The organism is Serratia sp. SM04 (assembly GCF_040280225.1).
GTDB classification, from domain to species: domain Bacteria; phylum Pseudomonadota; class Gammaproteobacteria; order Enterobacterales; family Enterobacteriaceae; genus Serratia; species Serratia sarumanii.
In genome coordinates this window covers 1-22,233 of sequence record NZ_JBEOQT010000002.1, presented here as the reverse complement: position 1 = coordinate 22,233, position 22,233 = coordinate 1, and the positions used below count along the sequence as shown (strand labels likewise).

At 59.3% G+C, this 22,233-nt stretch carries 16 protein-coding genes; 6 read left to right on the top strand and 10 right to left on the bottom strand.

Annotation, left to right across the window (positions count from 1 at the left end; genetic code table 11):
• Positions 1-222: 222 nt before the first annotated feature.
• The 4 genes from ompC to ABTW55_RS03130 form a co-directional block, all read right to left on the bottom strand.
• Complete coding sequence (ompC, locus tag ABTW55_RS03145) at positions 223-1,332, bottom strand: porin OmpC (protein WP_060419709.1); 1,110 nt, start codon at positions 1,330-1,332, stop codon at positions 223-225.
• A gap of 301 nt (positions 1,333-1,633) precedes the next feature.
• The gene (gene asnS, locus ABTW55_RS03140) at positions 1,634-3,034 is read right to left on the bottom strand and encodes an asparagine--tRNA ligase (RefSeq protein ID WP_033637870.1); all 1,401 of its coding nucleotides are present in this window, start codon (positions 3,032-3,034) and stop codon (positions 1,634-1,636) included.
• 212 nt (positions 3,035-3,246) lie between these two features.
• Positions 3,247-4,452: a nicotinate phosphoribosyltransferase gene (pncB, locus tag ABTW55_RS03135; RefSeq protein ID WP_033637871.1), complete on the bottom strand. Its 1,206-nt coding sequence runs from the start codon at positions 4,450-4,452 to the stop codon at positions 3,247-3,249.
• A 255-nt stretch (positions 4,453-4,707) separates the two neighbouring features.
• Entirely contained in the window at positions 4,708-6,408 is a 1,701-nt protein-coding gene (locus ABTW55_RS03130; RefSeq protein ID WP_060419705.1) for a GGDEF domain-containing protein, read from the bottom strand.
• A 337-nt stretch (positions 6,409-6,745) separates the two neighbouring features.
• Between ABTW55_RS03130 and pepN the strand changes: the two genes are divergently transcribed.
• Positions 6,746-9,364: an aminopeptidase N gene (gene pepN / locus ABTW55_RS03125; RefSeq protein WP_033646587.1), complete on the top strand. Its 2,619-nt coding sequence runs from the start codon at positions 6,746-6,748 to the stop codon at positions 9,362-9,364.
• A gap of 56 nt (positions 9,365-9,420) precedes the next feature.
• On the opposite strand, the gene ssuB is transcribed toward pepN, so the two are convergent.
• The 5 genes from ssuB to ssuE are packed head-to-tail and all read right to left on the bottom strand — an operon-like array spanning position 9,421 to position 13,734.
• Entirely contained in the window at positions 9,421-10,194 is a 774-nt protein-coding gene (gene ssuB, locus ABTW55_RS03120) for an aliphatic sulfonates ABC transporter ATP-binding protein (protein WP_033637874.1), read from the bottom strand.
• Complete coding sequence (ssuC, locus tag ABTW55_RS03115) at positions 10,191-10,985, bottom strand: aliphatic sulfonate ABC transporter permease SsuC (RefSeq protein WP_033646585.1); 795 nt, start codon at positions 10,983-10,985, stop codon at positions 10,191-10,193. Before ssuC ends, ssuB begins: the two co-directional genes overlap by 4 nt.
• Before the next feature lie 11 nt (positions 10,986-10,996).
• Positions 10,997-12,145 (bottom strand): FMNH2-dependent alkanesulfonate monooxygenase, encoded by a 1,149-nt coding sequence (ssuD, locus tag ABTW55_RS03110; protein ID WP_033646584.1) that lies wholly within the window; start codon positions 12,143-12,145, stop codon positions 10,997-10,999.
• A gap of 20 nt (positions 12,146-12,165) precedes the next feature.
• Positions 12,166-13,131, bottom strand: coding sequence for a sulfonate ABC transporter substrate-binding protein (locus ABTW55_RS03105; RefSeq protein ID WP_060419703.1), 966 nt, complete (start codon positions 13,129-13,131; stop codon positions 12,166-12,168).
• 24 nt (positions 13,132-13,155) lie between these two features.
• Complete coding sequence (gene ssuE, locus ABTW55_RS03100; RefSeq protein WP_033654227.1) at positions 13,156-13,734, bottom strand: NADPH-dependent FMN reductase; 579 nt, start codon at positions 13,732-13,734, stop codon at positions 13,156-13,158.
• A 258-nt stretch (positions 13,735-13,992) separates the two neighbouring features.
• Here ssuE and pyrD point away from each other — a divergent pair, with 258 nt between their 5' ends.
• Together pyrD and ABTW55_RS03090 are read left to right on the top strand one after the other, a co-directional pair.
• Complete coding sequence (pyrD, locus tag ABTW55_RS03095) at positions 13,993-15,003, top strand: quinone-dependent dihydroorotate dehydrogenase (protein WP_019454516.1); 1,011 nt, start codon at positions 13,993-13,995, stop codon at positions 15,001-15,003.
• A 176-nt stretch (positions 15,004-15,179) separates the two neighbouring features.
• Complete coding sequence (locus tag ABTW55_RS03090; protein ID WP_033637882.1) at positions 15,180-15,728, top strand: cell division protein ZapC; 549 nt, start codon at positions 15,180-15,182, stop codon at positions 15,726-15,728.
• 6 nt (positions 15,729-15,734) lie between these two features.
• Here ABTW55_RS03090 and ABTW55_RS03085 read toward each other — a convergent pair whose 3' ends face one another.
• A complete protein-coding gene (locus ABTW55_RS03085) occupies positions 15,735-16,838 on the bottom strand; it encodes a YcbX family protein (RefSeq protein WP_049235523.1) in 1,104 nt (367 codons plus the stop codon).
• 103 nt (positions 16,839-16,941) lie between these two features.
• On the opposite strand from ABTW55_RS03085, the gene rlmKL reads away from it, so the two are divergent.
• The 3 genes from rlmKL to pqiA form a co-directional block, all read left to right on the top strand.
• A complete protein-coding gene (gene rlmKL / locus ABTW55_RS03080; protein ID WP_086581038.1) occupies positions 16,942-19,068 on the top strand; it encodes a bifunctional 23S rRNA (guanine(2069)-N(7))-methyltransferase RlmK/23S rRNA (guanine(2445)-N(2))-methyltransferase RlmL in 2,127 nt (708 codons plus the stop codon).
• 5 nt (positions 19,069-19,073) lie between these two features.
• Positions 19,074-20,978 (top strand): ABC transporter ATP-binding protein, encoded by a 1,905-nt coding sequence (locus ABTW55_RS03075; RefSeq protein WP_033637886.1) that lies wholly within the window; start codon positions 19,074-19,076, stop codon positions 20,976-20,978.
• A gap of 73 nt (positions 20,979-21,051) precedes the next feature.
• The coding region (gene pqiA / locus ABTW55_RS03070) for a membrane integrity-associated transporter subunit PqiA (RefSeq protein ID WP_110653948.1) at positions 21,052-22,233 on the top strand (1,182 nt) is incomplete at its 3' end.

Genomic DNA, 22,233 nt, shown 5'->3' with positions numbered 1-22,233 from the left:
AGTTAAGCAGACAGAAGCATCAGGGTAGCGCCAGTTATCGGCTTTGCCAACCGTTTGCGATAAAAACACCGCGATCTTGTGAACGGGAAGGATTCGACAGAAAAAATGATGGGGAAGGGGAAATCTGCAGGATAAAACGTTACCGGGAGACACAAATAAAAACAGGGCCGAAGCCCTGTTTTTTAACTTAGCCGACGGTAAACCGCCGTTAAGCGAGACAACTTAGAACTGGTATACCAAGCCAACTGCTACAGTATCGTCGGTTGCGACGCCGTTAGCTTTGGTGAACTCGTTGTCATCCAGCAGGTTGATTTTGTAATCAACGTAGGTGGACATGTTTTTGTTGAAGTAGTAGGTGGTACCAACAGAAACATATTTAACCAGGTCAGCGTCGCCGCCGGTGAAGGTTGCGTTGTTTGCTGAACGACCGCGCAGGTTTTTACCTTTAGACTGCAGGTAAGACACTTCTGGACGCAGACCGAAGTCGAACTGGTACTGAGCGGTCACTTCGAAGTTCTGAGTTTTGTTTGCGATGGTGTTATCCGCTTCACCGTAAGGAGTCATGTTGCGGGTTTCCGCATACATTGCTGCCAGGTAAACGTTGTTGGCGTCGTATTTCGCACCTACGGTCCATGCGTCAGCCTTGTCGCCTTCGGCGGTAGAACGATACTGCTGATCGTCGGTACGGTCAGAAGAGGCGTATGCAGCGCCGAAGCTTACGCCTTCGCCGATGTCATAAGTAGAGGAGAGACCCCAGCCGTCGCCGTTTTGTTTCTTCAGCGCGCGGCTGTCGTTCTCGTTTTTACCCTGATACTGAACGGCGAAGTTCAGACCGTCAACCAGACCGAAGAAGTTGTTGTTACGATAGGTCGCAACGCCGTTGGTACGGCCGGTCATGAAGTTGTCGGAGTAGGTGTAGGTATCGCCACCGAACTCTGGCAGCATATCGGTCCAGCCTTCCACGTCATACAGTACGCCGTAGTTACGGCCGTAGTCGAAGGAGCCGTAGTCAGCGAATTTCAGACCGGCGAAGCCCAGACGGGTCTTGGTGCCTTCGGTGCCCTGAGATTCGGCGTGGTTAGCCTGGACGTTGTATTCCCACTGGCCGTAACCGGTCAGTTGGTCAGTAATCTGGGTTTCACCTTTGAAGCCGAAACGAACATAGGTCTGATCGCCGTCATCACCTTTGTTGTCGGAGAAGTAGTGCAGACCGTCAACTTTGCCGTACAGATCCAGCTTGTTGCCGTCTTTGTTGTAGATTTCAGCTGCGTTTGCTGCACCAGCAGCCAACAGAGCCGGGATAACCACTGCAAGAATGTTGCGCTTCATCATTATTACCCTCATTGGTGTTATTCGGACACCTTTGCCACTGCCGCCAATAATTCTTTGGGAACTATTGTTGATAGATTGGTGTCGTCCTGTGTCTGAACGCAGTGTTCCATTCACAGGCGGGTTAATCTAGGACGAAAATGATACCAATGTCCCAATCAGGTTGCAAAAGGAAAGTATGTGTAACCAAATGTAATTTTTCGGGAACTTTGTGATGTGCGTCAATATTAAAAAATGCGAAAGGCCAGCGAGGCTGGCCTTTGTTTTGTAACGAAATCGTTTAAAAAACGTTTGATCGTATGAATTAGAAGCTTGCGTTACGTGGTGTGCGTGGGAACGGGATCACATCGCGCACGTTTTGCACGCCGGTGACATAGGCGATTAAACGTTCAAAACCCAGGCCGAAACCGGAATGCGGCACGGTGCCGTAGCGGCGCAGATCGCGATACCACCAGTAGTCTTCTTTATTCAGGCCCATCTCTTCCAGACGTTGATCGAGCATGTCGAGGCGTTCTTCACGCTGCGAACCGCCGATGATTTCACCGATGCCCGGTGCCAGCACGTCCATGGCCGCGACGGTTTTACCGTCTTCGTTCATGCGCATATAGAACGCTTTGATGTCTTTCGGGTAGTTCTTCACCACCACCGGCGCCTGGAAGTGTTTCTCCGCCAGATAACGTTCATGTTCGGAAGAGAGATCGATGCCCCAGGAAACCGGGTTTTCGAAGGTTTGGCCAGAGGCCAGCAGGATCTCAATGGCGTCGGTGTAGTCCACCTGGGCGAAATCGGAAGAGACGAAGCGCTCCAGACGAGAGATTGCGTCTTTATCCACGCGTTCGGCGAAGAATTTCAGATCGTCTGCACGTTCATCCAGCACCGCCTGGAACACATACTTCAGCATGCTTTCGGCCAGGCCGGCGACATCGTCCAGCGTCGCGAAGGCCACTTCCGGCTCGATCATCCAGAACTCCGCCAGGTGGCGGCTGGTGTTGGAGTTTTCGGCACGGAAGGTTGGGCCGAAGGTGTATACCTTGGACAGCGCACAGGCGTAGGTTTCGCCGTTCAGCTGGCCGGAAACGGTGAGGAAGGCTTCCTTACCGAAGAAGTCCTGGCTGAAATCGACGGCGCCCTTGTCGGTGCGCGGCAGGTTTTCCAGATCCAGCGTGGACACGCGGAACATCTCGCCGGCGCCTTCGGTGTCGGAGGCGGTGATCAGCGGGGTGGACACCCAGAAATAACCATTTTCATGGAAGAAGCGGTGGATCGCCTGCGCCAGGGTATGACGCACGCGCGCCACGGCGCCGATCAGATTGGTGCGCGGGCGCAGGTGGGCCACTTCGCGCAGGTATTCGATGCTGTGGCGTTTGGCCGCCATTGGGTAAGTATCCGGATCGTCGACCCAGCCGACCACGTTGATCGCGGTAGCCTGCAGCTCGAAGCTCTGGCCTTCGCCCGGTGAGGCGACGACCTTGCCGGTAACTTCAACTGAGCAACCGGTGGTCAGGTGCAGCACTTCATCCTGATAATTCGGCAGAGAATTATTAACGACGGCCTGTAACGGATCAAAGCAGGAACCGTCATAGACGGCCAGGAAGGAGATACCAGCTTTTGAATCTCTCCGGGTACGTACCCAGCCGCGTACGGTGACTTCACTGTCAACCGCAGCACGACCTTGCAGTACGTCGACTACAGGCACTACGCTCATAGATTTCTCTCTTTAATAATTTGGTTTAGAAATAGCTTACAACCCAAGAATATGGGGTAATGGCTATGTTACTTGCCGCGGTGCAGAGCACAAGCAGAAATCATCGGATTGGCGCAACATTTATCGTGGCTGGCTGAAAAGAGGGCGGTCGGGATAAAAACAAAAAAGCCGGCGCCTGAACCGGGCCGGCTTTCTCTCTATATATAGAAGGCTCAGCTGGCTTTCTTCACCAGCGGCAGATCGAAGGCCTTGCGCAGGGCCCTGACGAACGCCTGATCCTGGCAAATGGTTTTGCCGGGGCTGTCGGAGAGCTTGGCCACCGGCTTGCCTTTGCACTCGACCAGCTTGATCACGATATTCAGCGGTTTGACGCCGGGAATATCGCAGGTCAGGCGCGTGCCGATGCCGAAGCCGAGATTGATGCGCTGGTAGAAATGGCGATAGAGCGCCAGCGCTTTTTCCAGATCCAGGTTGTCCGAGAACACCAGCGTTTTGCTCATCGGATCGATGCCCAGCTTTTGATAATGGGCAATGGCCTTTTCACCCCACTCGACGGGATCGCCCGAATCATGGCGCAACCCCTGATAACGTTCGGCGAACTGCGGGCCGAAGTCGCGCAGGAAGGCATCCATGGTGATACAGTCGGTGAGCGCGATGCCAAGCTGATCCGGGTATTCATCCAACCAGGCTTGCAAGGCGGCGCGCTGGCTGTTGGCCAGCACCGGGCTTATTTGCTGATGCGCCTGGAACCACTCATGCGCCTGAGTGCCGACCGGCGCCAGGCCGAGCTGATGCGCCAGATCGTAATTGCTGGTGCCCGACAGGTACGGGAATTCGGCCTGCAAGGTGCTGACGATGGCCTGTTGCACGCCCTGAGAGAAACGTCGACGGGTGCCGAAGTCCATCAGCTTGAAGCGCGAAAGATCCAGATCGCCCGCCAGCGTCTTGAACTGAGCCAGCTTGGTTTGCAGATGCGCCACCGCCTGTTCCGGCGTCGCCAGCGGAGAGCGCCGACGGTGCACCACTTCGCTGATCACCGCCAGCAACGGCACTTCCCACATGATCACTTCACGCCAGGGGCCGGCGATGCGGATTTGCAGCTTGCCGTCGCGGTTGTCTATGGTGACCTGCTGCGGATCGTAGCGGAACGTTCGCAGCCAGCTCAGGTAATCCTGACGGAAGAAGGGCAGGCCCGAAAGATAAGCGAATTCGGCATCGGTCAGCGCCAGCCGGCTCATCAACGCCACCTGCGCGCGGATCTCGTCGGCATATTCGCCCAGCAGTTCGTCGCCGCGGCAGCGGAATTCCGCCGCCACGCTGATCGCGGGATAGCGATGGAACACTGCTTGCTGCATATGAAGCTTATAAGCATCGGTATCAAGCAGTGATGTCAAAATCGGGGAAGCGTATTGAGTCATAGCGCGTTACAGCATCCTCGTCAGGCGCGTGTCCAAATCCGGATAATCATAAAAGTGGGGGTGGAGTATACCCGGATTATCCTGTTATTGAAGCTGCATCACACCATAAATCACCAAAGCGGGTCGAGGATTAAACGTGCCTTTATGGCGGCCTGATAGCGGCGGGGAGGAAAAAAAGCCAGATATGCCTGTAAGGTGAATGACTTAGCCTAATTAGTCATAAAAATTATAATGTTAATTATTTTAAACAGCGAATCAGATATAGCCGGCCTGGGTATGCACGCTGACCCGATCCTTGCCGTTCTTTTTGCAAAAATAGAGCGCTTCGTCCGCCTGTTTGATCGCCGCCTGTAGCGCGGTGAATGCGTTGACCGGCGCAATGCCGCAGCTGGTGGTGAAACGCACTTGCCGTCCATCGGCCAGATTTAGCGTCAGGCGATGAGTGCGGGCGCGCAATTGCTCCATGATGTCCCGCGCGTTGTCCAACGAACAGTTGCCCAGCAGCACCGCGAACTCTTCGCCGCCGTAGCGGCAGAAGATGTCGCTGGCGCGGAACGCGCGTTGCAGCAGGTGGCCGAATGCCACCAGCGCCCGGTCGCCCACGTCGTGGCCGTAGCTGTCGTTGAGCTGTTTGAAGTTGTCGATGTCGATCAGGCAAAAGGCCTGCGGGTAGCTGCCGTCGCCCAGCAGCTGACATTCAAGGAAGAATTTACGGCGGTTGTAAATATTGGTGAGCGGATCGAGGAAAGAAGAGGCCTCGAGCTCTTTAATCAGCAGTTGTTTCTCGCTTTCCAGCGAGACCTTGTCCAACTGGTATTGCCTGAGCTGCTGAATGGCGTCGCTGATGGCGATCAATTCCTGGCTGTAGAAGGCGTCGTTGCGATCGATATTTATCTCGCCGCGCGACAGCCGCACGATATTGTTGTGGGTCTTGGTCAGCCAGCGGTTGATGCTGGTGCAGAACACCAGCGCCGGCAAAATGAACAGCAACACCACCAGGCCAGCGAGTGCGATCATGCCGTAAATGGTCGTCTGGCTGTCGTAAATCTTGTGGCGCGACGCGAGGGTTTCCAGTTCGAAGCTGCGTTGATACAGCGCCTGCGACAGCCCGCTCACATCGTCGACATAGCGCGAAATAAGCGCGGTGGGGTAGGGCTGATGGGTATCGATAGCGGTGTACAGCCCATGGGTAATCTGTTGGAGGCGCTCAGCGGAAACCTGGGCGAGCAATGCATTGACGATGTTGGTGATTTGTCCATCGTCGTAGTTGATCTTCATGAAGATCAATCGGGTGCTCAGCGCGTTCAGTACGCCGGTCAGCTGAATGGACTTCAGGTAGGCGTCTTTGCGAACGAGCGGTCTGACGTTGACGTCGATAATCTGATCGCTCAATTCCGTCAGTGACATATTCAGCCGGTTATTAAGGCGGATGGCCTCGAGAAACATAAAAGAGTCGGTATCCACCATCCGGGTATCGTAGGTGTAGCGGTAATAGCTCTTGCTGGTTTGCGAGATGTAATAGGCGCTGTTGATGTTGAACAGATTGGCGTTGGTGTTATTGACCTGCGAAAGCTGCAGGTTGTCATTATCCAGCAGCTGTTCCATCAGGCTGATCATCGACAGCGCGGCGATTTTTTGCCGAACCCCGAGCTGTCTGGCGACCTCATCGTCCAGATGTTCGCGGATGCGGGTAATTCTTTCGCGCGCCGCCCGATCGGCGGCCAAACATTGCGTTCGGGTGATTTGCGGATCGATCAGGCTCAAGCGTTTGAGGCGGTGCGCCTGCAAGGCAGCCTGAAAGGCTTCGGAGATTTCTTTGGCGCGATCAATTTTGTACAGATTGAGTTGGTTATCGCGGTAGTCGGTATGAGCTTCGAGTAGCTCATCGACGATGAACAGAGAGAAGGAAGTCATCAGGCACAGGGTAAAAAAATAGATTGCGTATTTAATTTTCATAGTGCGAGTCATCCCTGAGCCTGATGCCGCAATTATACCACCATGCCGCCTGCGTCGCCTCAACTATGCCGGCGCCCTCCGGTGGCGGTTTTTTAGCATTAAATGCTGATTTTTATTTAGCCATTGGTCACCTGCGCTATCGCCTGGCGGGCGATTTATGATTTGCCTCTGATTTCTCTCTCGTGGTCGCCCGGCGACTCTGGGCTTTTCGGCCAGCTGTGATACAGTTTATTCACAATTCAGGCCCACCGCGCGCCGCAGGGGAACACTCCGGCTGCGGTACGAAGCAGAAGAGCGGCCTGGCACCTATAACTCACCGAGACGTTTAAGGGTTTTTATGACACAACAGCCACAGGCAAAATACCGCCACGATTATCGCGCGCCCGATTACACCACGACCGATATCGATTTGGACTTCAGTCTGGACGCGGAAACCACGCGCGTGACCGCCGTCAGTAAAATCAAACGTCAGGGCGCGGCCGGCGCACCGCTGGTGCTGGATGGCGAAGATCTGACGCTGGTGAGCATTCAGGTGGACGGCCAACCGTGGAGCGCCTACCGCCAGCAGGATAACCAACTGATCATCGAAGCGTTGCCGGCACAATTCACTCTCACCATCGTCAACGACATTCACCCGGCGAAAAACACCGCGCTGGAAGGGCTGTACCTGTCCGGCGATGCGCTGTGCACGCAATGCGAAGCCGAAGGTTTCCACCACATTACCTATTATCAGGATCGCCCGGACGTGCTGGCGCGCTTTACCACCCGCATCGAGGCCGACAAGGCGCGCTATCCGTTCCTGCTGTCGAACGGCAACCGCATCGGCCAGGGCGAATTGGCCGATGGCCGCCACTGGGTGCAATGGCAGGATCCGTTCCCGAAACCTTGCTACCTGTTCGCGCTGGTGGCGGGAGACTTCGACGTGCTGCGCGACAGCTTCACCACCCGTTCCGGCCGTAAGGTCGCGCTGGAGCTGTTCGTCGATCGCGGCAACCTGGATCGCGCCGACTGGGCGATGACGTCGCTGAAGAACTCGATGAAGTGGGACGAGACCCGCTTCGGCCTGGAATACGATCTCGACATTTATATGATTGTGGCGGTCGATTTCTTCAATATGGGCGCGATGGAGAACAAAGGGTTAAACATCTTTAACTCCAAATACGTGCTGGCGAAGGCGGAAACCGCCACCGACAAGGATTACCTGAACATTGAAGCGGTGATCGGCCACGAATACTTCCACAACTGGACCGGTAACCGCGTAACCTGCCGCGACTGGTTCCAGCTCAGCCTGAAAGAGGGGCTGACGGTGTTCCGCGACCAGGAGTTCAGTTCCGATCTGGGATCGCGTTCGGTCAACCGCATCGACAACGTGCGCGTGATGCGCGGCGCGCAGTTCGCCGAAGACGCCAGCCCGATGGCGCACGCCATCCGCCCGGACAAAGTGATCGAGATGAACAACTTCTACACCCTGACGGTGTATGAAAAGGGTTCCGAAGTGATCCGCATGATGCACACCTTGCTGGGGGAGGAGAACTTCCAGAAAGGGATGCAGCTCTATTTCGAACGCCACGACGGCAGCGCCGCCACCTGCGACGATTTCGTGCAGGCGATGGAGGACGCGTCCAACGTCGATCTGTCGCGTTTCCGCCGTTGGTATAGCCAGTCCGGCACGCCGCTGCTGACGGTGCGCGACGATTACGACGCGGAAACCCAACAGTATCGCCTGCATGTCAGCCAGCAAACCGCGCCGACCGCCGATCAGCCGGAGAAATTGCCGCTGCATATCCCGCTGGATATCGAACTGTACGACAGCGAAGGCAACGTCATTCCATTGCAAAAGGGCGGCCTGCCGGTCAATAACGTGCTGAACGTCACCGAAGCGGAGCAGACCTTCGTGTTCGACGGCGTGGCGCATAAGCCGGTGCCGTCGCTGCTGCGCGAATTCTCCGCGCCGGTGAAGCTGGACTATCCGTACAGCGATCAGCAGCTGACCTTCCTGATGCAGCACGCGCGCAATGAATTTGCGCGTTGGGATGCGGCGCAGAGCCTGCTGGCGACCTATATCAAGCTGAACGTGGCGCGGCACCAGCAGAAGCAGCCGCTGTCGCTGCCGCTGCACGTGGCCGATGCGTTCCGCGCAGTGCTGCTGGACGAAAAACTGGATCCGGCGCTGGCGGCGCAGATCCTGACGTTGCCGTCGGAGAACGAAATCGCCGAGCTGTTCGCCACCATCGATCCGGAAGCGATCGCCGCGGTGCATGAAGCGATCGTTCGCTGCCTGGCGCGGGAGCTGGCCGATGAGTGGCTGGCGGTATATCACGCCAACAAGACCGACGGCTACCGCGTGGAGCACGCCGAGATCGCCAAGCGCGCCTTGCGTAATGTGTGCCTGGGCTATCTGGCGTTCGGCGAAGATGTGGCGCTGGCGGACCAACTGGTAAGCGAACAGTATCGCCAGGCAGACAACATGACCGACTCGCTGGCGGCGCTGTCTGCTGCGGTCGCGGCCCAGCTGCCGTGCCGCGATGCGCTGCTGGCGGCGTTCGACGAGCGCTGGCATCAGGATGGCCTGGTGATGGATAAATGGTTCGTGCTGCAGGGCAGCAGCCCGGCGGCAGACGTGCTGAGCAAGGTGCGCGCGCTGCTGCAACACCGTTCGTTCAGCCTGAGCAACCCGAACCGCACCCGTTCGCTGATCGGCGGCTTCGCTTCCGGCAACCCGGCGGCGTTCCATGCCGCGGACGGCAGCGGCTATCAGTTCCTGGCGGAGATCCTCAGCGATCTCAACCAGCGCAACCCGCAGATCGCCGCGCGCCTGATTGAACCGCTGATTCGCCTGAAGCGTTACGACGCGGGCCGCCAGGCGCTGATGCGCAAGGCGCTGGAACAGCTGAAAGGATTGGAAAACCTGTCCGGCGATCTGTACGAGAAGATCAGCAAGGCGCTCGACGCCTGATCTTTTCGCGCTGAATAGATCAAGGGACGGCCTGCGCCGTCCCTTTTTTCATCCTTTCAATTCGCCGCCCGACGGCCGCTGGCCGCTGTGGCCGGCGGTGATAACACCCGCTCCAGCACTTCGGCCTCCAGTTCCGCCAGCCGGGCGGAACCCTTGCGGCGCGGCCGCGGCAGATCGAGAGTCAGATCCAGCCCGATGCGGCCCTCTTCAATCAGGATCACCCGATCCGCCAGCGCGATGGCTTCGCTGACGTCGTGCGTGACCAGCAGTACGGTAAAACCGTGCTGTTGCCACAGCGTTTCTATCAGCCCCTGCATCTCGATGCGCGTCAGGGCATCCAACGCACCGAGCGGTTCATCCAGCAGCAGCAGGCGAGGGCGGTGGATCAGCGCGCGCGCCAGGGCGACCCGCTGCTTTTGCCCGCCGGACAGCGCCGCCGGCCAGTCTCGGGCGCGATCCGCCAAGCCGACCGCGTCCAGCGCCTGCAGCGCCGCATCGCGCCACTGGCCGCGCAGCCCCAGACCCACGTTGTCGATCACCGTTTTCCACGGCAGCAGGCGCGCATCCTGAAACATCAGCCGGGTATCCTCTTTAGCGGCGGCAAGCGGCGCGTTGCCGCTGAGCAGCGCGCCGCTGCTGGGCTGTTCCAGGCCGGCCAGCAGGCGCAGCAGGGTGCTCTTGCCGCAGCCGCTGCGGCCGACCACCGCCACGAACTGCCCGGCGGAAATGCGCAGCTGAATATTGTCCAGCACGGTGCGGTTGCCGTAACCTTTGCCGATGGACTCCAGCGTCACCGGCGTGCCTTGCGCAAGGCGAGCGGGAAGGGTCATAGCGCTTCTCCCTGTTTCAGTTGATAGGCCGGATGCCAGCGCAACCAGACGCGTTCCAGCAGTTGTGCGCCCACGTCCGCCAGCTTGCCGAGCAGGGCGTACAGCACGATAGCCACCACCACCACGTCGGTTTGCAGGAATTCACGCGCGTTCATCGCCAGGTAGCCGATGCCCGAATTGGCCGAAATGGTTTCGGCGACGATCAGCGTCAGCCACATGAAGCCGAGAGCGAAACGCACGCCGACCATAATCGACGGCAGCGCGCCCGGCAGCACCACCTGCGTAAACAGGCGGAAACCGCTCAGGCCGTAGCTGCGGGCCATCTCCAACAGGCCGCGATCGATGTTTTTGATGCCGTGATAGGTATTGAGATAAATCGGGAACAGCGTACCGAGCGCCACCAGAAAGATCTTGGCGGATTCATCGATGCCGAACCACAGGATCACCAGCGGGATCAGCGCCAGGTGCGGCACGTTGCGGATCATTTGCACCGAGCTGTCCAGCAGGCGTTCGCCCCAGCGCGACAGCCCGGTAATAAAGCCGAGGATCAGCCCGATGCTGCCGCCGATGGCAAAGCCGATCAGCGCGCGCTGGCTGCTGATGCTCAGGTGCTGCCACAGTTCGCCGCTTTGGCTCAGGCTCCAGAAGGCGGCCAGCACCGCGCTCGGCGCCGGCAAAATACGGTTGGACAGCCAGCCGGTTTCTACGGCGATCTGCCAGAGGATCACCAGCGCCAACGGCAGCGCCCAGGGGGCCAGCCGATACAGGATGCGTTGCGCGTTCTTTGCCATCGGGGCGCTCCTCAGCTCTGCGACACTTTTTGCGGAACATAAATGTTGGCCACCACTTCGCCCTGCGGGCGCACCGGCTGAAGGCGCGCGGGCGTTTCCTCCTGCGCCAGATCGAGGTGCGGGAACAGCAGTTCGCCGACGCGGTAGGCCTCTTCCAGATGCGGATAGCCGGAGAGAATAAAGGTGTCGATGCCCAGATCGGCATATTCCTGCATGCGCGCCGCGACCGTCGGGCCATCGCCCACCAGCGCGGTGCCGGCGCCGCCGCGCACCAGGCCGATGCCGGCCCACAGGTTCGGGCTGATCTCGAGGTTGTCCTTCTTGCCGCCGTGCAGCGCCGCCATGCGCCGTTGGCCGACGGAATCGAAGCGCGCAAAGGCCTGCTGCGCGTCGGCGATGGTTTCCTCATCGAGGTGGGCGATCAGCCGATCGGCGGCGCGCCAGGCCTCTTCGGTGGTTTCCCGCACGATGACATGCAGGCGGATACCGAAGCGTACCTGGCGGCCTTTCGCCGCCGCTTTGGCGCGCACCTCTTCGATTTTCTCTTTAACCTGCGCCGGCGGCTCTCCCCAGGTGAGATACATTTCTACCTGTTCGGCGGCCAGATCCTGCGCGGCGGCGGAGGATCCGCCGAAATAGAGCGGCGGGCGCGGCTGCTGCACCGGCGGGAACAGCAGTTTGGCGCCTTTCACCTGAATGTGCTTGCCGTCGAAATCGACGGTTTCGCCTTCCAGCACCCGGCGCCAGATGTGGGTGAACTCGGTTGAGGCTTCGTAGCGCTCTTCATGATTGAGATGCAACCCCTCCGCCGCCAGCTCTTCCGGATCGCCGCCGGTGACCAGATTGAACAGCGCGCGCCCGTTGGACAGGCGATCCAGCGTCGCCGCCTGGCGCGCCGCCAGCGTAGGGGAGATGATGCCCGGCCGCAGCGCGACCAAAAACTTCAGCCGCTGGGTGACCGGGATCAGCGAGGCGGCCACCAGCCAGGAGTCTTCGCACGAGCGGCCAGTGGGGATCAATACGCCGCCGAATCCCAGCCGATCCGCCGCCTGGGCGATCTGCTGCAAGTAACCGTGATCGACGCTGCGCGCCCCCTGTGCGCTGCCGAGATAGTGGCCATCGCCGTGGGTGGGTAAAAACCAGAAAACGTTCAGGCTCATCGTCAGTGTTCTCCCATTGTTTATTGCGCGCTTGGGCGCCAGATGCGTTGTGAGATGTCGACCTTCACCGGCACCAGCCGGTTGGCGTAAAACAGGTCGGCGGTTTGCTGCTGCGCGGCGATCGTCTGCGCATCGAGCGGTGTGATGGCGGTCGGCGGGCGGTGATCCAGATAGCTGGCGATCACCGGCTCCGGCAGCCCCATGGCGTTGGCCAGCAGGGTCACGCTTTGCGCCCGGTCGCTGCGGGTGAGCGCATCGGCCTGGCTCAGCACGGTCAGAACCTGGCTGATAAAGCTGCCGTTGGCTTCGGCGTAGGGGCGCGCCGCCAGATAGAAGGAACCGGTCTGGTTCAGATCGGTGCCGTCGCCGAGCACCCGTACGCCGCCCTGCAGCAGCGCGGCGGAATAATAAGGATCCCAGATGGCCCAGGCATCGACGTTGCCCTGCTGGAAGGCGGCGCGCGCATCGGCGGGGGTCAGATAGGCGGGCTGGATATCCGTAAATTTCAGGCCGGCCTTTTGCAGCGATCGCAACAGCAGGTTGTGCGAGCTGGATCCTTTCTGGAAAGCGACCTTATGGCCTTTCAGATCGGCGACGGTTTTGATCGGGCTATTTTCCGGCACCAGGATCACCTCCGCCTTCGGTTTGGGCGGCTCAACGCCGACATACAGCAGATCCGCGCCGGCGGCCTGCGCGAAGATCGGCGGAATATCGCCGGTGCTGCCCAGATCGATGCTGCCGACGTTCAAGGCCTCGAGCATTTGCGGGCCGGCGGGAAACTCGATCCAGCTGATGCGGGTGGCGGGGAAACGTTCCTCCAGCAGCCGGTGGCTCTTCGCCAGCACCAGGCTGACCGATCCTTTTTGGTAGCCGATGCGGAACTGCGCCGGATCCTGCGCGGCGGCGGCAGTGGCCCAAACCAACGACAGCAGGCCGGTGAGGGTAGCGGCGCTCAGCCAGCGCCGTAAAACGATGCGTTTTTTCATTCAGGCTCTCCTTTTCCAGGCGTTTCAGGCGGTCTGACGCGCCGCCAGCGGCGAGGCGACGCGCAGCGCGGGTGGTTTGCGGCGGCCAAGCGCCAGATAGAAACTGGCGAGCGCCTCTTCCAGCCGGGCGGCGACGGCGTCGGTGAGCGTGGCGCCTTCGCCGGCCAGTTGGATCTGGCTGTCGTCGGCGAACACGCCATGCAGCACCTCTTGCGCTTTCAGCGCCGCCAGCACCGGTTTCAGCGCGTAGTCCACCGCCAGCATGTGGCCGATCGAACCGCCGGTCGCCAGCGGCAGCACCACCTTATGATCCAGCGCGCGTTCCGGCAGCAGATCCAGCAGGGTTTTCAGCGCGCCGGAGAACGACGCTTTATAAACCGGCGTGGAAATCAGCAGGCCGTCGGCCTGCGCCAGCTGCTCGGCAAACGCCTTGATCGCCGGGCTGTTGAAGTTGGCGTACAGCAGGTCTTCGGCATCGAAATCGTGCAGGGTATAAGCCGTCACTTCCACCCCTTGCTGCCGCAGCCAGTTCTGACTCAGCGCGAGCAGCGCGGCGGAACGTGATGGGATGCGTGGGCTGCCGGCCAGTGATATAACGCGCATTGCCACTCCTTATAACTAAAAGTTAGGTTTAATTAGAAAATCAAAAAGAAGTGTTTTAAACCTACCAGCAACCGGGCGCGTTTTTTAAATCTCATTTTTTGATTTCGATATGCGCAAAAGCGGATTGGCGCCGATTTGGCGGTGAAGAGAGAAAACGATTGCGTAAAAACGGCTTTTTTTGCCTTTAATCAATTCCAATTGGGCGGGGGATACCGGATAATACGCCCCCGGTTTGCAACCGGGAAATCAGGAGAGTCCATGTACTACCCCCTCATCAGGAAAGCGTTGTTCCAGCTCGATCCCGAGCGCGCGCACGAAGTGACCTTTCGTCAGCTCAGCCGTATTACCGGCACCCCATTAGCGTTTCTTGTCCGTCAGTCCGTGCCGACCAAACCGGTCAGCTGCATGGGGCTGTCGTTCAAAAACCCGTTGGGATTGGCCGCCGGTCTGGATAAAAACGGCGAATGCATCGATGCGTTCGGCGCGATGGGCTTCGGCCATGTGGAAGTTGGCACCGTGACGCCACGCCCGCAACCGGGCAACGACAAGCCGCGCTTGTTCCGCGTGGTTGAGGCGGAAGGCCTGATCAACCGCATGGGGTTCAATAACCATGGCGTGGACAATCTGGTTGAAAACGTTAAGAAATCCCATTTCGGCGGCATTCTTGGGATCAATATCGGCAAGAATAAAGACACCCCGGTCGAGCAGGGTAAAGACGATTATTTGATCTGCATGGATAAAGTTTATCCGTATGCCGGTTATATCGCGATTAACATCTCTTCACCGAATACCCCGGGGTTACGATCCTTACAGTATGGCGAAGCGCTGGACGATCTTTTAGCTGCGATTAAAAATAAGCAGCAGGAATTACATGCGCGCCATCACAAATATGTGCCGGTGGCGGTAAAGATCGCGCCGGATCTTTCAGAAGAAGAATTGATCCAAATTGCCGATAGCCTGGTGCGGCATAATATCGATGGCGTGATCGCCACCAATACCACCTTGGATCGAAAATTGATCCAGGGGTTAAATTACTGCGAACAAGCGGGCGGGTTAAGTGGGCGTCCGTTGCAATCACGCAGCACGGAAGTGATCCGTCGTCTTTCCACCGAACTGCAAGGGCGCCTGCCGATTATCGGCGTGGGCGGCATCGATTCGCTGACGGCGGCGCGCGAAAAAATGGAGGCCGGCGCGAGCCTGCTGCAAATTTATTCCGGATTTATCTATCACGGCCCGCGTTTGATTAAAGATATCGTTACCCATATCTAATATTTTTCCTCTCATTTTATTCCGGGGGTTTATTTCTGCCCCCGGCTCGTCTATATTTTGTTCGTTAGCATAAATATCGTTCGCGGAATTATCCGATGTTTAAGCTATTTTATCGGTGATAAAATCGCCTTTTAGGGTGAGTGCGGCGTTGGCATAGGCAGCGAGAAGGATACGAAATGAAGATAAAACCTGACGATAATTGGCGTTGGTATTTTGATGCCGAACACGATCGGCTAATGCTGGATTTAGCTAATGGTATGATCTTCCGTTCACGTTTCCCGGCCAAAATGTTAACGCCGGACGCCTTCGATGAATGTGCTTTTTGCGTGGATGACGCCGCCCTTTATTTCACCTATGAAGAACAGTGCAAGCAGATCAAACTCAGCCATGAGCAGCGCGCCGAGCTGGTGTTGAATGCGCTGGTCGCCTACCGCTTCCTGAAACCGCTGATGCCGAAGAGCTGGCATTTCTCGCAGCAGCATTACCCGCTGCAGCCGAAAAACGGCGAGCTGGCGGCGGTGAAGGTAATGGAAAGCGGCGTGGAAGCGCGTTTGCTGGTGGTGGAGGCTGGGGATAACGCCAGCCTGTGCCTGCTGGCGCAAAATCAACTGACTGTCGCCGGCCGCACCATGGTATTGGGCGACGCCATCAAGGTGATGCACGATCGGCTGAAACCCTGCGCGCAGGATGAAAGCGCCGCCCCGGCTTACGACAGGGCGGTATAAGGCGGATTACGCCAACGTCAAATCACTTTTTGGGATACAGCTGCAGCACAGGATGGTGCCGTTGTCGCCCAGCGCGCTTTTCTTCAGCGGCGCGACCTCACCGCTCAACAACGTAATGCGGCAGCTGCCGCAAATCCCGGCGCGGCAGGAGTAAGGCACGCGAATGCCTTGCTGTTCCAGCTGTTCGAGCAGGATCTGCTGGTTGTTGCCGGTAAACACCTTTCCTTCATATTCGATAGTGACGCTGTGCTCGCTGTCTTGCGGCGCCTGCACGCTCTCCACCACTTTGCCGGCGCCATAAGGGCGCGGCGGCTTGGTCGACAGCACTTCCACCGTATCGCCCACGCGGATGATGCCGCTGCTGCGCGCGATCATGTTCTGGCCGAAATCGATATCGCCGTTGTCGGCGGAGCGGAATTTTTGCAGCGTACTCAGCGGTTCGCCGCTCGGGTGCTTGCGGCCGCGCTCGGTGCTGACGGTGGTGAGCACGCAGCGGCTGCAGGGTTTCACCAGATCGAACATCACATCGCCGACGCGGATCACCTGCCAACCGTCCTCGGCCCAGGCGGCTGCGCCGCTCACCACCAGATTGGGGCGGAACTGCTCCAGCTTGATGCTGCCGGGGCAACGCCGCTGCAGATCGTTGAACGAAGCCTGGTTAATCAGCAGATAAGGGTAGCCGTCGGCAAAGGTCAGCGGGATTTCGGGGTGTTTTTTCACCCGGCGGGTCAACTCCGGCCCCAGCCAGCGCAGCTGAACGTCGCGCTGGAAATAGCCGCTCAGCCAGCGGTTGATCTCATCCGGCGCGATCAGCGCGGTGAAGTGGTTTCCCCATACCTCGGTCGGCTGCGGTGCGGCGGCGAAGTCGCTGAAGCGAATGGCGGCGCTTTCGCCATCCGGCGCGGTCAGGAACAGCCCGTCCGGCAGCAGCGCCGGCGTGAACAGCACCATCTGCGGGTATTGGCGCGCGGTAATAAAGGTGCCATCCGGCTCGGTGATCATAAAGTTGCGGTCGAAGGCCAGACCGCTGCTGCCGACCTGGGCGTAAGAAAGCTGCAGACCGCGCAGTGATTTAACCGGATGGACGTAGAGTCTGGAAAGCGTGATCACCCTCATCTCCGTGCGATTATTAAATAGAAGGGAGCAACTTTATGACAAGCGGTGCGGATTAGCTATAATGCGCAACAATTTTCTTTTTGGTGATAAGCACGATATGAACTCTCTGTTTGCCAGCACGGCGCGTGGATTGGAAGAACTGTTAAAAAGCGAGCTGGAAGCGCTTGGCGCTCACGACTGCAAAGTGGTGCAGGGTGGGGTACATTTTCAGGGTGACGATCGTCTTCTGTACCAAAGCCTGCTGTGGAGCCGCCTGGCTTCGCGCATTCTGTTGCCGCTGAACGAATTCCGCGTGCACAGCGATCTGGATCTGTACCTCGGGGTGCAGGCGATCGACTGGCCGAGCATTTTTGGCGTGGATAAAACCTTTGCCGTGCATTTCAGCGGCGTGAACGAAGAGATCCGCAACAGCCAGTATGGCGCGCTGAAGGTGAAAGACGCCATCGTCGACAGCTTCACCCGCAAACTCGACCAACGCCCGACGGTCGCCAAGCAGCAGCCGGATATTCGCGTTAACGTCTTCCTGCAACGCGATATGGCCAGCGTGGCCCTCGATCTGAGCGGTGAAGGCCTGCATCAGCGCGGCTACCGCGATCTCACCGGCCAGGCGCCGCTGAAGGAAAACCTGGCGGCCGCCATCGTGCTGCGTTCCGGCTGGCAGCCGGGCACGCCGATGCTCGATCCGATGTGCGGCTCCGGCACGCTGTTGATCGAAGCGGCGATGATCGCCGCCGATCGCGCGCCTGGCCTGCACCGCCAGCACTGGGGCTTCAGCGCCTGGAATGGCCACAACGCCGAACTGTGGCGTGAAGTCACCGCCGAAGCGCAGGTGCGCGCGCGCCGGGGCCTGCAGGAAACCGCCTCTCGCTTCTTCGGTTCCGATATCGATCGCCGGGTGATTGAGATGGCGCGCGGCAACGCCCGCCGCGCCGGCGTCGCCGAGCTGATCACTTTCAACGTCGGCGACGTGGCGCGGTTGACCAACCCGCTGCCGGAAGGCCCGCACGGCACCGTGATCAGCAACCCGCCGTACGGTGAGCGTCTGGAAAGCGAACCGGCGCTGATCGCGCTGCACAACATGCTGGGCCGCGTGATGAAAAGCGCCTTCGGCGGTTGGCAGCTTTCGCTGTTCAGCGCCTCGCCGGAGCTGTTGAGCTGCCTGCAGCTGCGCGCCGAGCGCCAGTTCAAGGCGAAGAACGGCCCGCTGGAGTGCGTGCAGAAAAACTATCAGCTGGCGGCGAACCCGGCCGGCGCCACTGCCGGCGGCGTGCAGGTGGCGGAGGATTTCGCCAACCGCCTGCGCAAAAACTTGAAGAAGCTCGACAAGTGGGCGAAACAGCAGGGCATTGAATGCTACCGCCTGTACGATGCCGATCTGCCAGAATACAACGTCGCGGTGGATCGTTACGGCAGCAAGGTGGTGGTGCAGGAGTATGCGCCGCCGAAAACCGTCGATGCGCAGAAAGCGCGTCAGCGCCTGTTCGATGTGATCAACGCGACGCTGGCGGTGCTGGAATTGCCGTCGAATCAGCTGATCCTGAAAACTCGCGAGCGGCAGAAGGGCAAGAACCAGTACGAGAAACTGGCGCAGAAGGGCGAGTTCCTGCTGGTGGAAGAGTATAACGCCAAGCTGTGGGTTAACCTGACCGACTATCTCGATACCGGCCTGTTCCTCGATCACCGTATTGCGCGCCGCATGCTGGGCGAGATGAGCGGCGGCAAGGACTTCCTCAACCTGTTTGCCTATACCGGCACCGCCAGCGTGCACGCCGGGCTGGGCGGCGCGCGCAGCACCACCACGGTGGACATGTCGCGCACCTACCTGGAATGGGCGGAGAAGAACCTGCGCGCCAACGGCCTGACCGGCCGTCAGCATCGGCTGATCCAGGCCGACTGCCTGTCGTGGCTGAGCAACGCCAACGAACAGTTCGACGTGATCTTCATCGATCCGCCGACGTTCTCCAACTCCAAGCGGATGGAGAACACTTTTGACGTGCAGCGCGATCATCTGGCGCTGATGAAAGATTTGAAACGGTTGCTGCGCCGCAACGGAACCATCATGTTCTCGAACAACAAGCGCGGTTTCCAAATGGATATGGCAGGGCTGAGCGCGCTGGGCCTGGAGGCGAAAGAGATCACCGCCAAGACGCTGTCGCAGGACTTTGCCCGTAACCGTCAGATCCACAACTGCTGGCTGGTGACTCACGCCGGCGAAGGAAAATAATTACTATGTCGTTAATCAGCATGTCCGGCGCCTGGCTCTCTTTCAGCGATGCGCCGCTTTTAGACAACACCGAAATTCATATCGAAGACAACGAGCGCGTGTGTCTGGTCGGGCGCAACGGCGCCGGCAAATCCACGCTGCTGAAGATCCTCGGCAAAGAGATCCCGCTGGACGACGGCCGGGTGATCTACGAGCAGGATCTGATCGTGGCGCGCCTGCAACAGGATCCGCCGCGCAATATCGGCGGCAGCGTGTTCGACTTCGTGGCCGAAGGCGTCGCGGAGCAGGCGGAACACCTGAAGGCGTACCATGCGATTTCCCATCTGGTGGAGAGCGACCCGAGCGAGAAAAATCTGGCGCGCATGGCGCAAATCATGGAGATCCTCGATCACCAGGGGCTGTGGCAGCTCGACAGCCGCATCAGCGAAGTGCTGTTGCAGCTGGGGCTGAACGGCGACGCCGAGCTTTCCTCGCTGTCGGGCGGCTGGCTGCGTAAAGCGGCGCTGGGCCGCGCGCTGGTGAGCTCGCCGCGCGTGCTGTTGCTCGACGAACCGACCAACCACCTGGATATCGAAACCATCGACTGGCTGGAAGGCTTCCTGAAAGAGTTCGACGGCAGCATCGTCTTCATCTCGCACGACCGTTCGTTTATCCGCAACATGGCGACGCGCATCGTCGATCTGGACCGCGGCAAGCTGGTTTCCTGGCCGGGCAACTACGATCTGTATCTGCAGAGCAAAGAAGAAGCGCTGCGGGTGGAAGAGCTGCAAAACGCCGAGTTCGATCGCAAGCTGGCGCAGGAAGAGGTCTGGATCCGTCAGGGCATCAAGGCGCGCCGTACCCGTAACGAAGGCCGCGTACGCGCGCTGAAGGCGCTGCGCGTCGAGCGTTCGCAGCGCCGCGAAGTGATGGGCACCGCCAAGATGCAGGTGGAAGAGGCGACCCGCTCCGGCAAAATCGTGTTCGAGCTGGAAAACGTCAATTATCAGGTGGGTGAAAAAGTGCTGGTGCGCGATTTTTCCGCCCAGGTACAGCGCGGCGACAAGATTGCGTTGGTGGGGCCGAACGGCTGCGGCAAAACCACGCTGCTGAAACTGATGCTCGGTCAGCTGAAAGCCGACAGCGGCCGCGTGCACTGCGGCACCAAGCTGGAAGTGGCCTATTTCGATCAGCACCGCGCGGATCTCGATCCGGAGCGCACGGTGATGGACAACCTGGCGGAAGGCAAACAGGAAGTGATGGTCAACGGTCGCCCTCGCCACGTATTGGGCTACCTGCAGGACTTCCTGTTCCACCCGAAACGCGCGATGACGCCGGTGAAGGCGCTGTCGGGCGGTGAGCGTAACCGCCTGCTGTTGGCTAAGCTGTTTCTGAAACCGAGCAATCTGCTGATCCTCGATGAACCAACCAACGATCTCGACGTCGAAACGCTGGAGCTGCTGGAAGAGCTGATCGACGGCTATCAGGGCACCGTGCTGCTGGTCAGCCACGATCGTCAGTTCGTCGACAACTCGGTGACCGAGTGTTGGATCTTCGAAGGCAACGGCGTGATCAACGCCTTCGTCGGCGGTTACTACGATGCGCATCATCAGCGCGCCACGGCGAAACCGATTCGTCAGGCGGCGCCGAGCGCGAGCAAACCGGCGGCGGAGAAAAAGGCCGAACAGCCGAAGAAAGCGGCGGCCAAGCTGAGTTACAACCTGCTGCGCGAACTGGAACAGTTGCCGCAGCGGCTCGAACAGCTGGAGGCGGAGATCGAAGCGCTGCAGGCGCAGATGAGCGACGCCGACTTCTTCACGCGGCCGCACAGCGAAACGCAACAAGTGCTGACGGCGCTGGCTAACGCCGAGCAGGCGCTCGAGCAGGCCTTCGCCCGCTGGGAAGAGCTGGAAGCGATGAAAAACGGCTGACCGTTGCGATACCGCCCGCGCGCTGCTGCGGGCGGTATCGACGTGCCGGTGAGCAACGTTATTTAGGAGGAATATGGTGTGTTCCCACAACAATCATCAGCAGCATAGTCATTCCGCACCTTCGGCGGAGCACCAGGATAACCTGATGCTGTGCCCGCAGTGCGACATGCTGGTGGCGCTGCCGCCGCTGGCCTATGGCAGCAAAGCGGTCTGCCCGCGCTGCAAAACCACGCTCAGCGCCCGCTGGGACGAGCCGCGCAAGCGGCCAATCGGTTACGCCCTCAGCGCCCTGTTCATGCTGGTGCTGGCCAACATTTTCCCGTTTATCAACATGCGCGTCGCCGGCATCGGCAATGAAATCCGGCTGATTCAAATTCCGGAAGTCATGGTGGCGGAAGACTACGCCAGCATGGCCACGCTGTTTATGGTGTTCGTGCAGCTGATCCCGGCGTTTTGCATGGTGGCGATCATTCTGCTGTGTGCCAAAGTGCGTTTGCCGCTGGGGCTGAAAGAGTGGATGGCCCGGGTGCTGTTCCAGTTCAAGACCTGGTGCATGGTGGAAATTTTCCTCGCCGGGGTGCTGGTCAGCTTCGTCAAGCTGATGGCCTACGGCGATATCGGCATCGGCAGCAGCTTCGTGCCTTATTGCCTGTTCTGCCTGCTGCAGGTGCGCGCCTTCCAGTGCGTGGACAGGCGTTGGCTGTGGCAGGACATCGAACCGGCGCCGCGTCTCGATCGCCCGCTGACGGTGGGGCGCACCGGCATGCGGCAGGGCGTGCGCTCTTGCGCCTGCTGCACGGCGATCCTGCCGGCCAATCAGGTGCGCTGCCCGCGCTGCCACACCAACGGCTACGTACGTCGCCGCCACAGCCTGCAGTGGACGCTGGCGCTGCTGGTGACCTCCGTCATGCTGTACATTCCGGCCAACCTGATGCCGATCATGGTGACCGAGGCGCTGGGCAACAAGATGAACTCCACCATCATGGCGGGGGTGATCCTGCTGTGGGGCGACGGCTCTTATCCGGTGGCGCTGGTGATTTTCATCGCCAGTATCATGGTGCCGTCGCTGAAAATGCTGGCGATCGGCTGGCTGTGCTGGGATGCCAACGGCAGGAAGAAACCGCGCGCCGACAGCGAGCGCATGCATCTGATTTATGAAGTGGTCGAATTCGTTGGCCGCTGGTCAATGATCGACGTGTTTGTGATCGCCGTATTGTCGGCGCTGGTGCGAATGGGGCAGTTGATGAGCATTTAC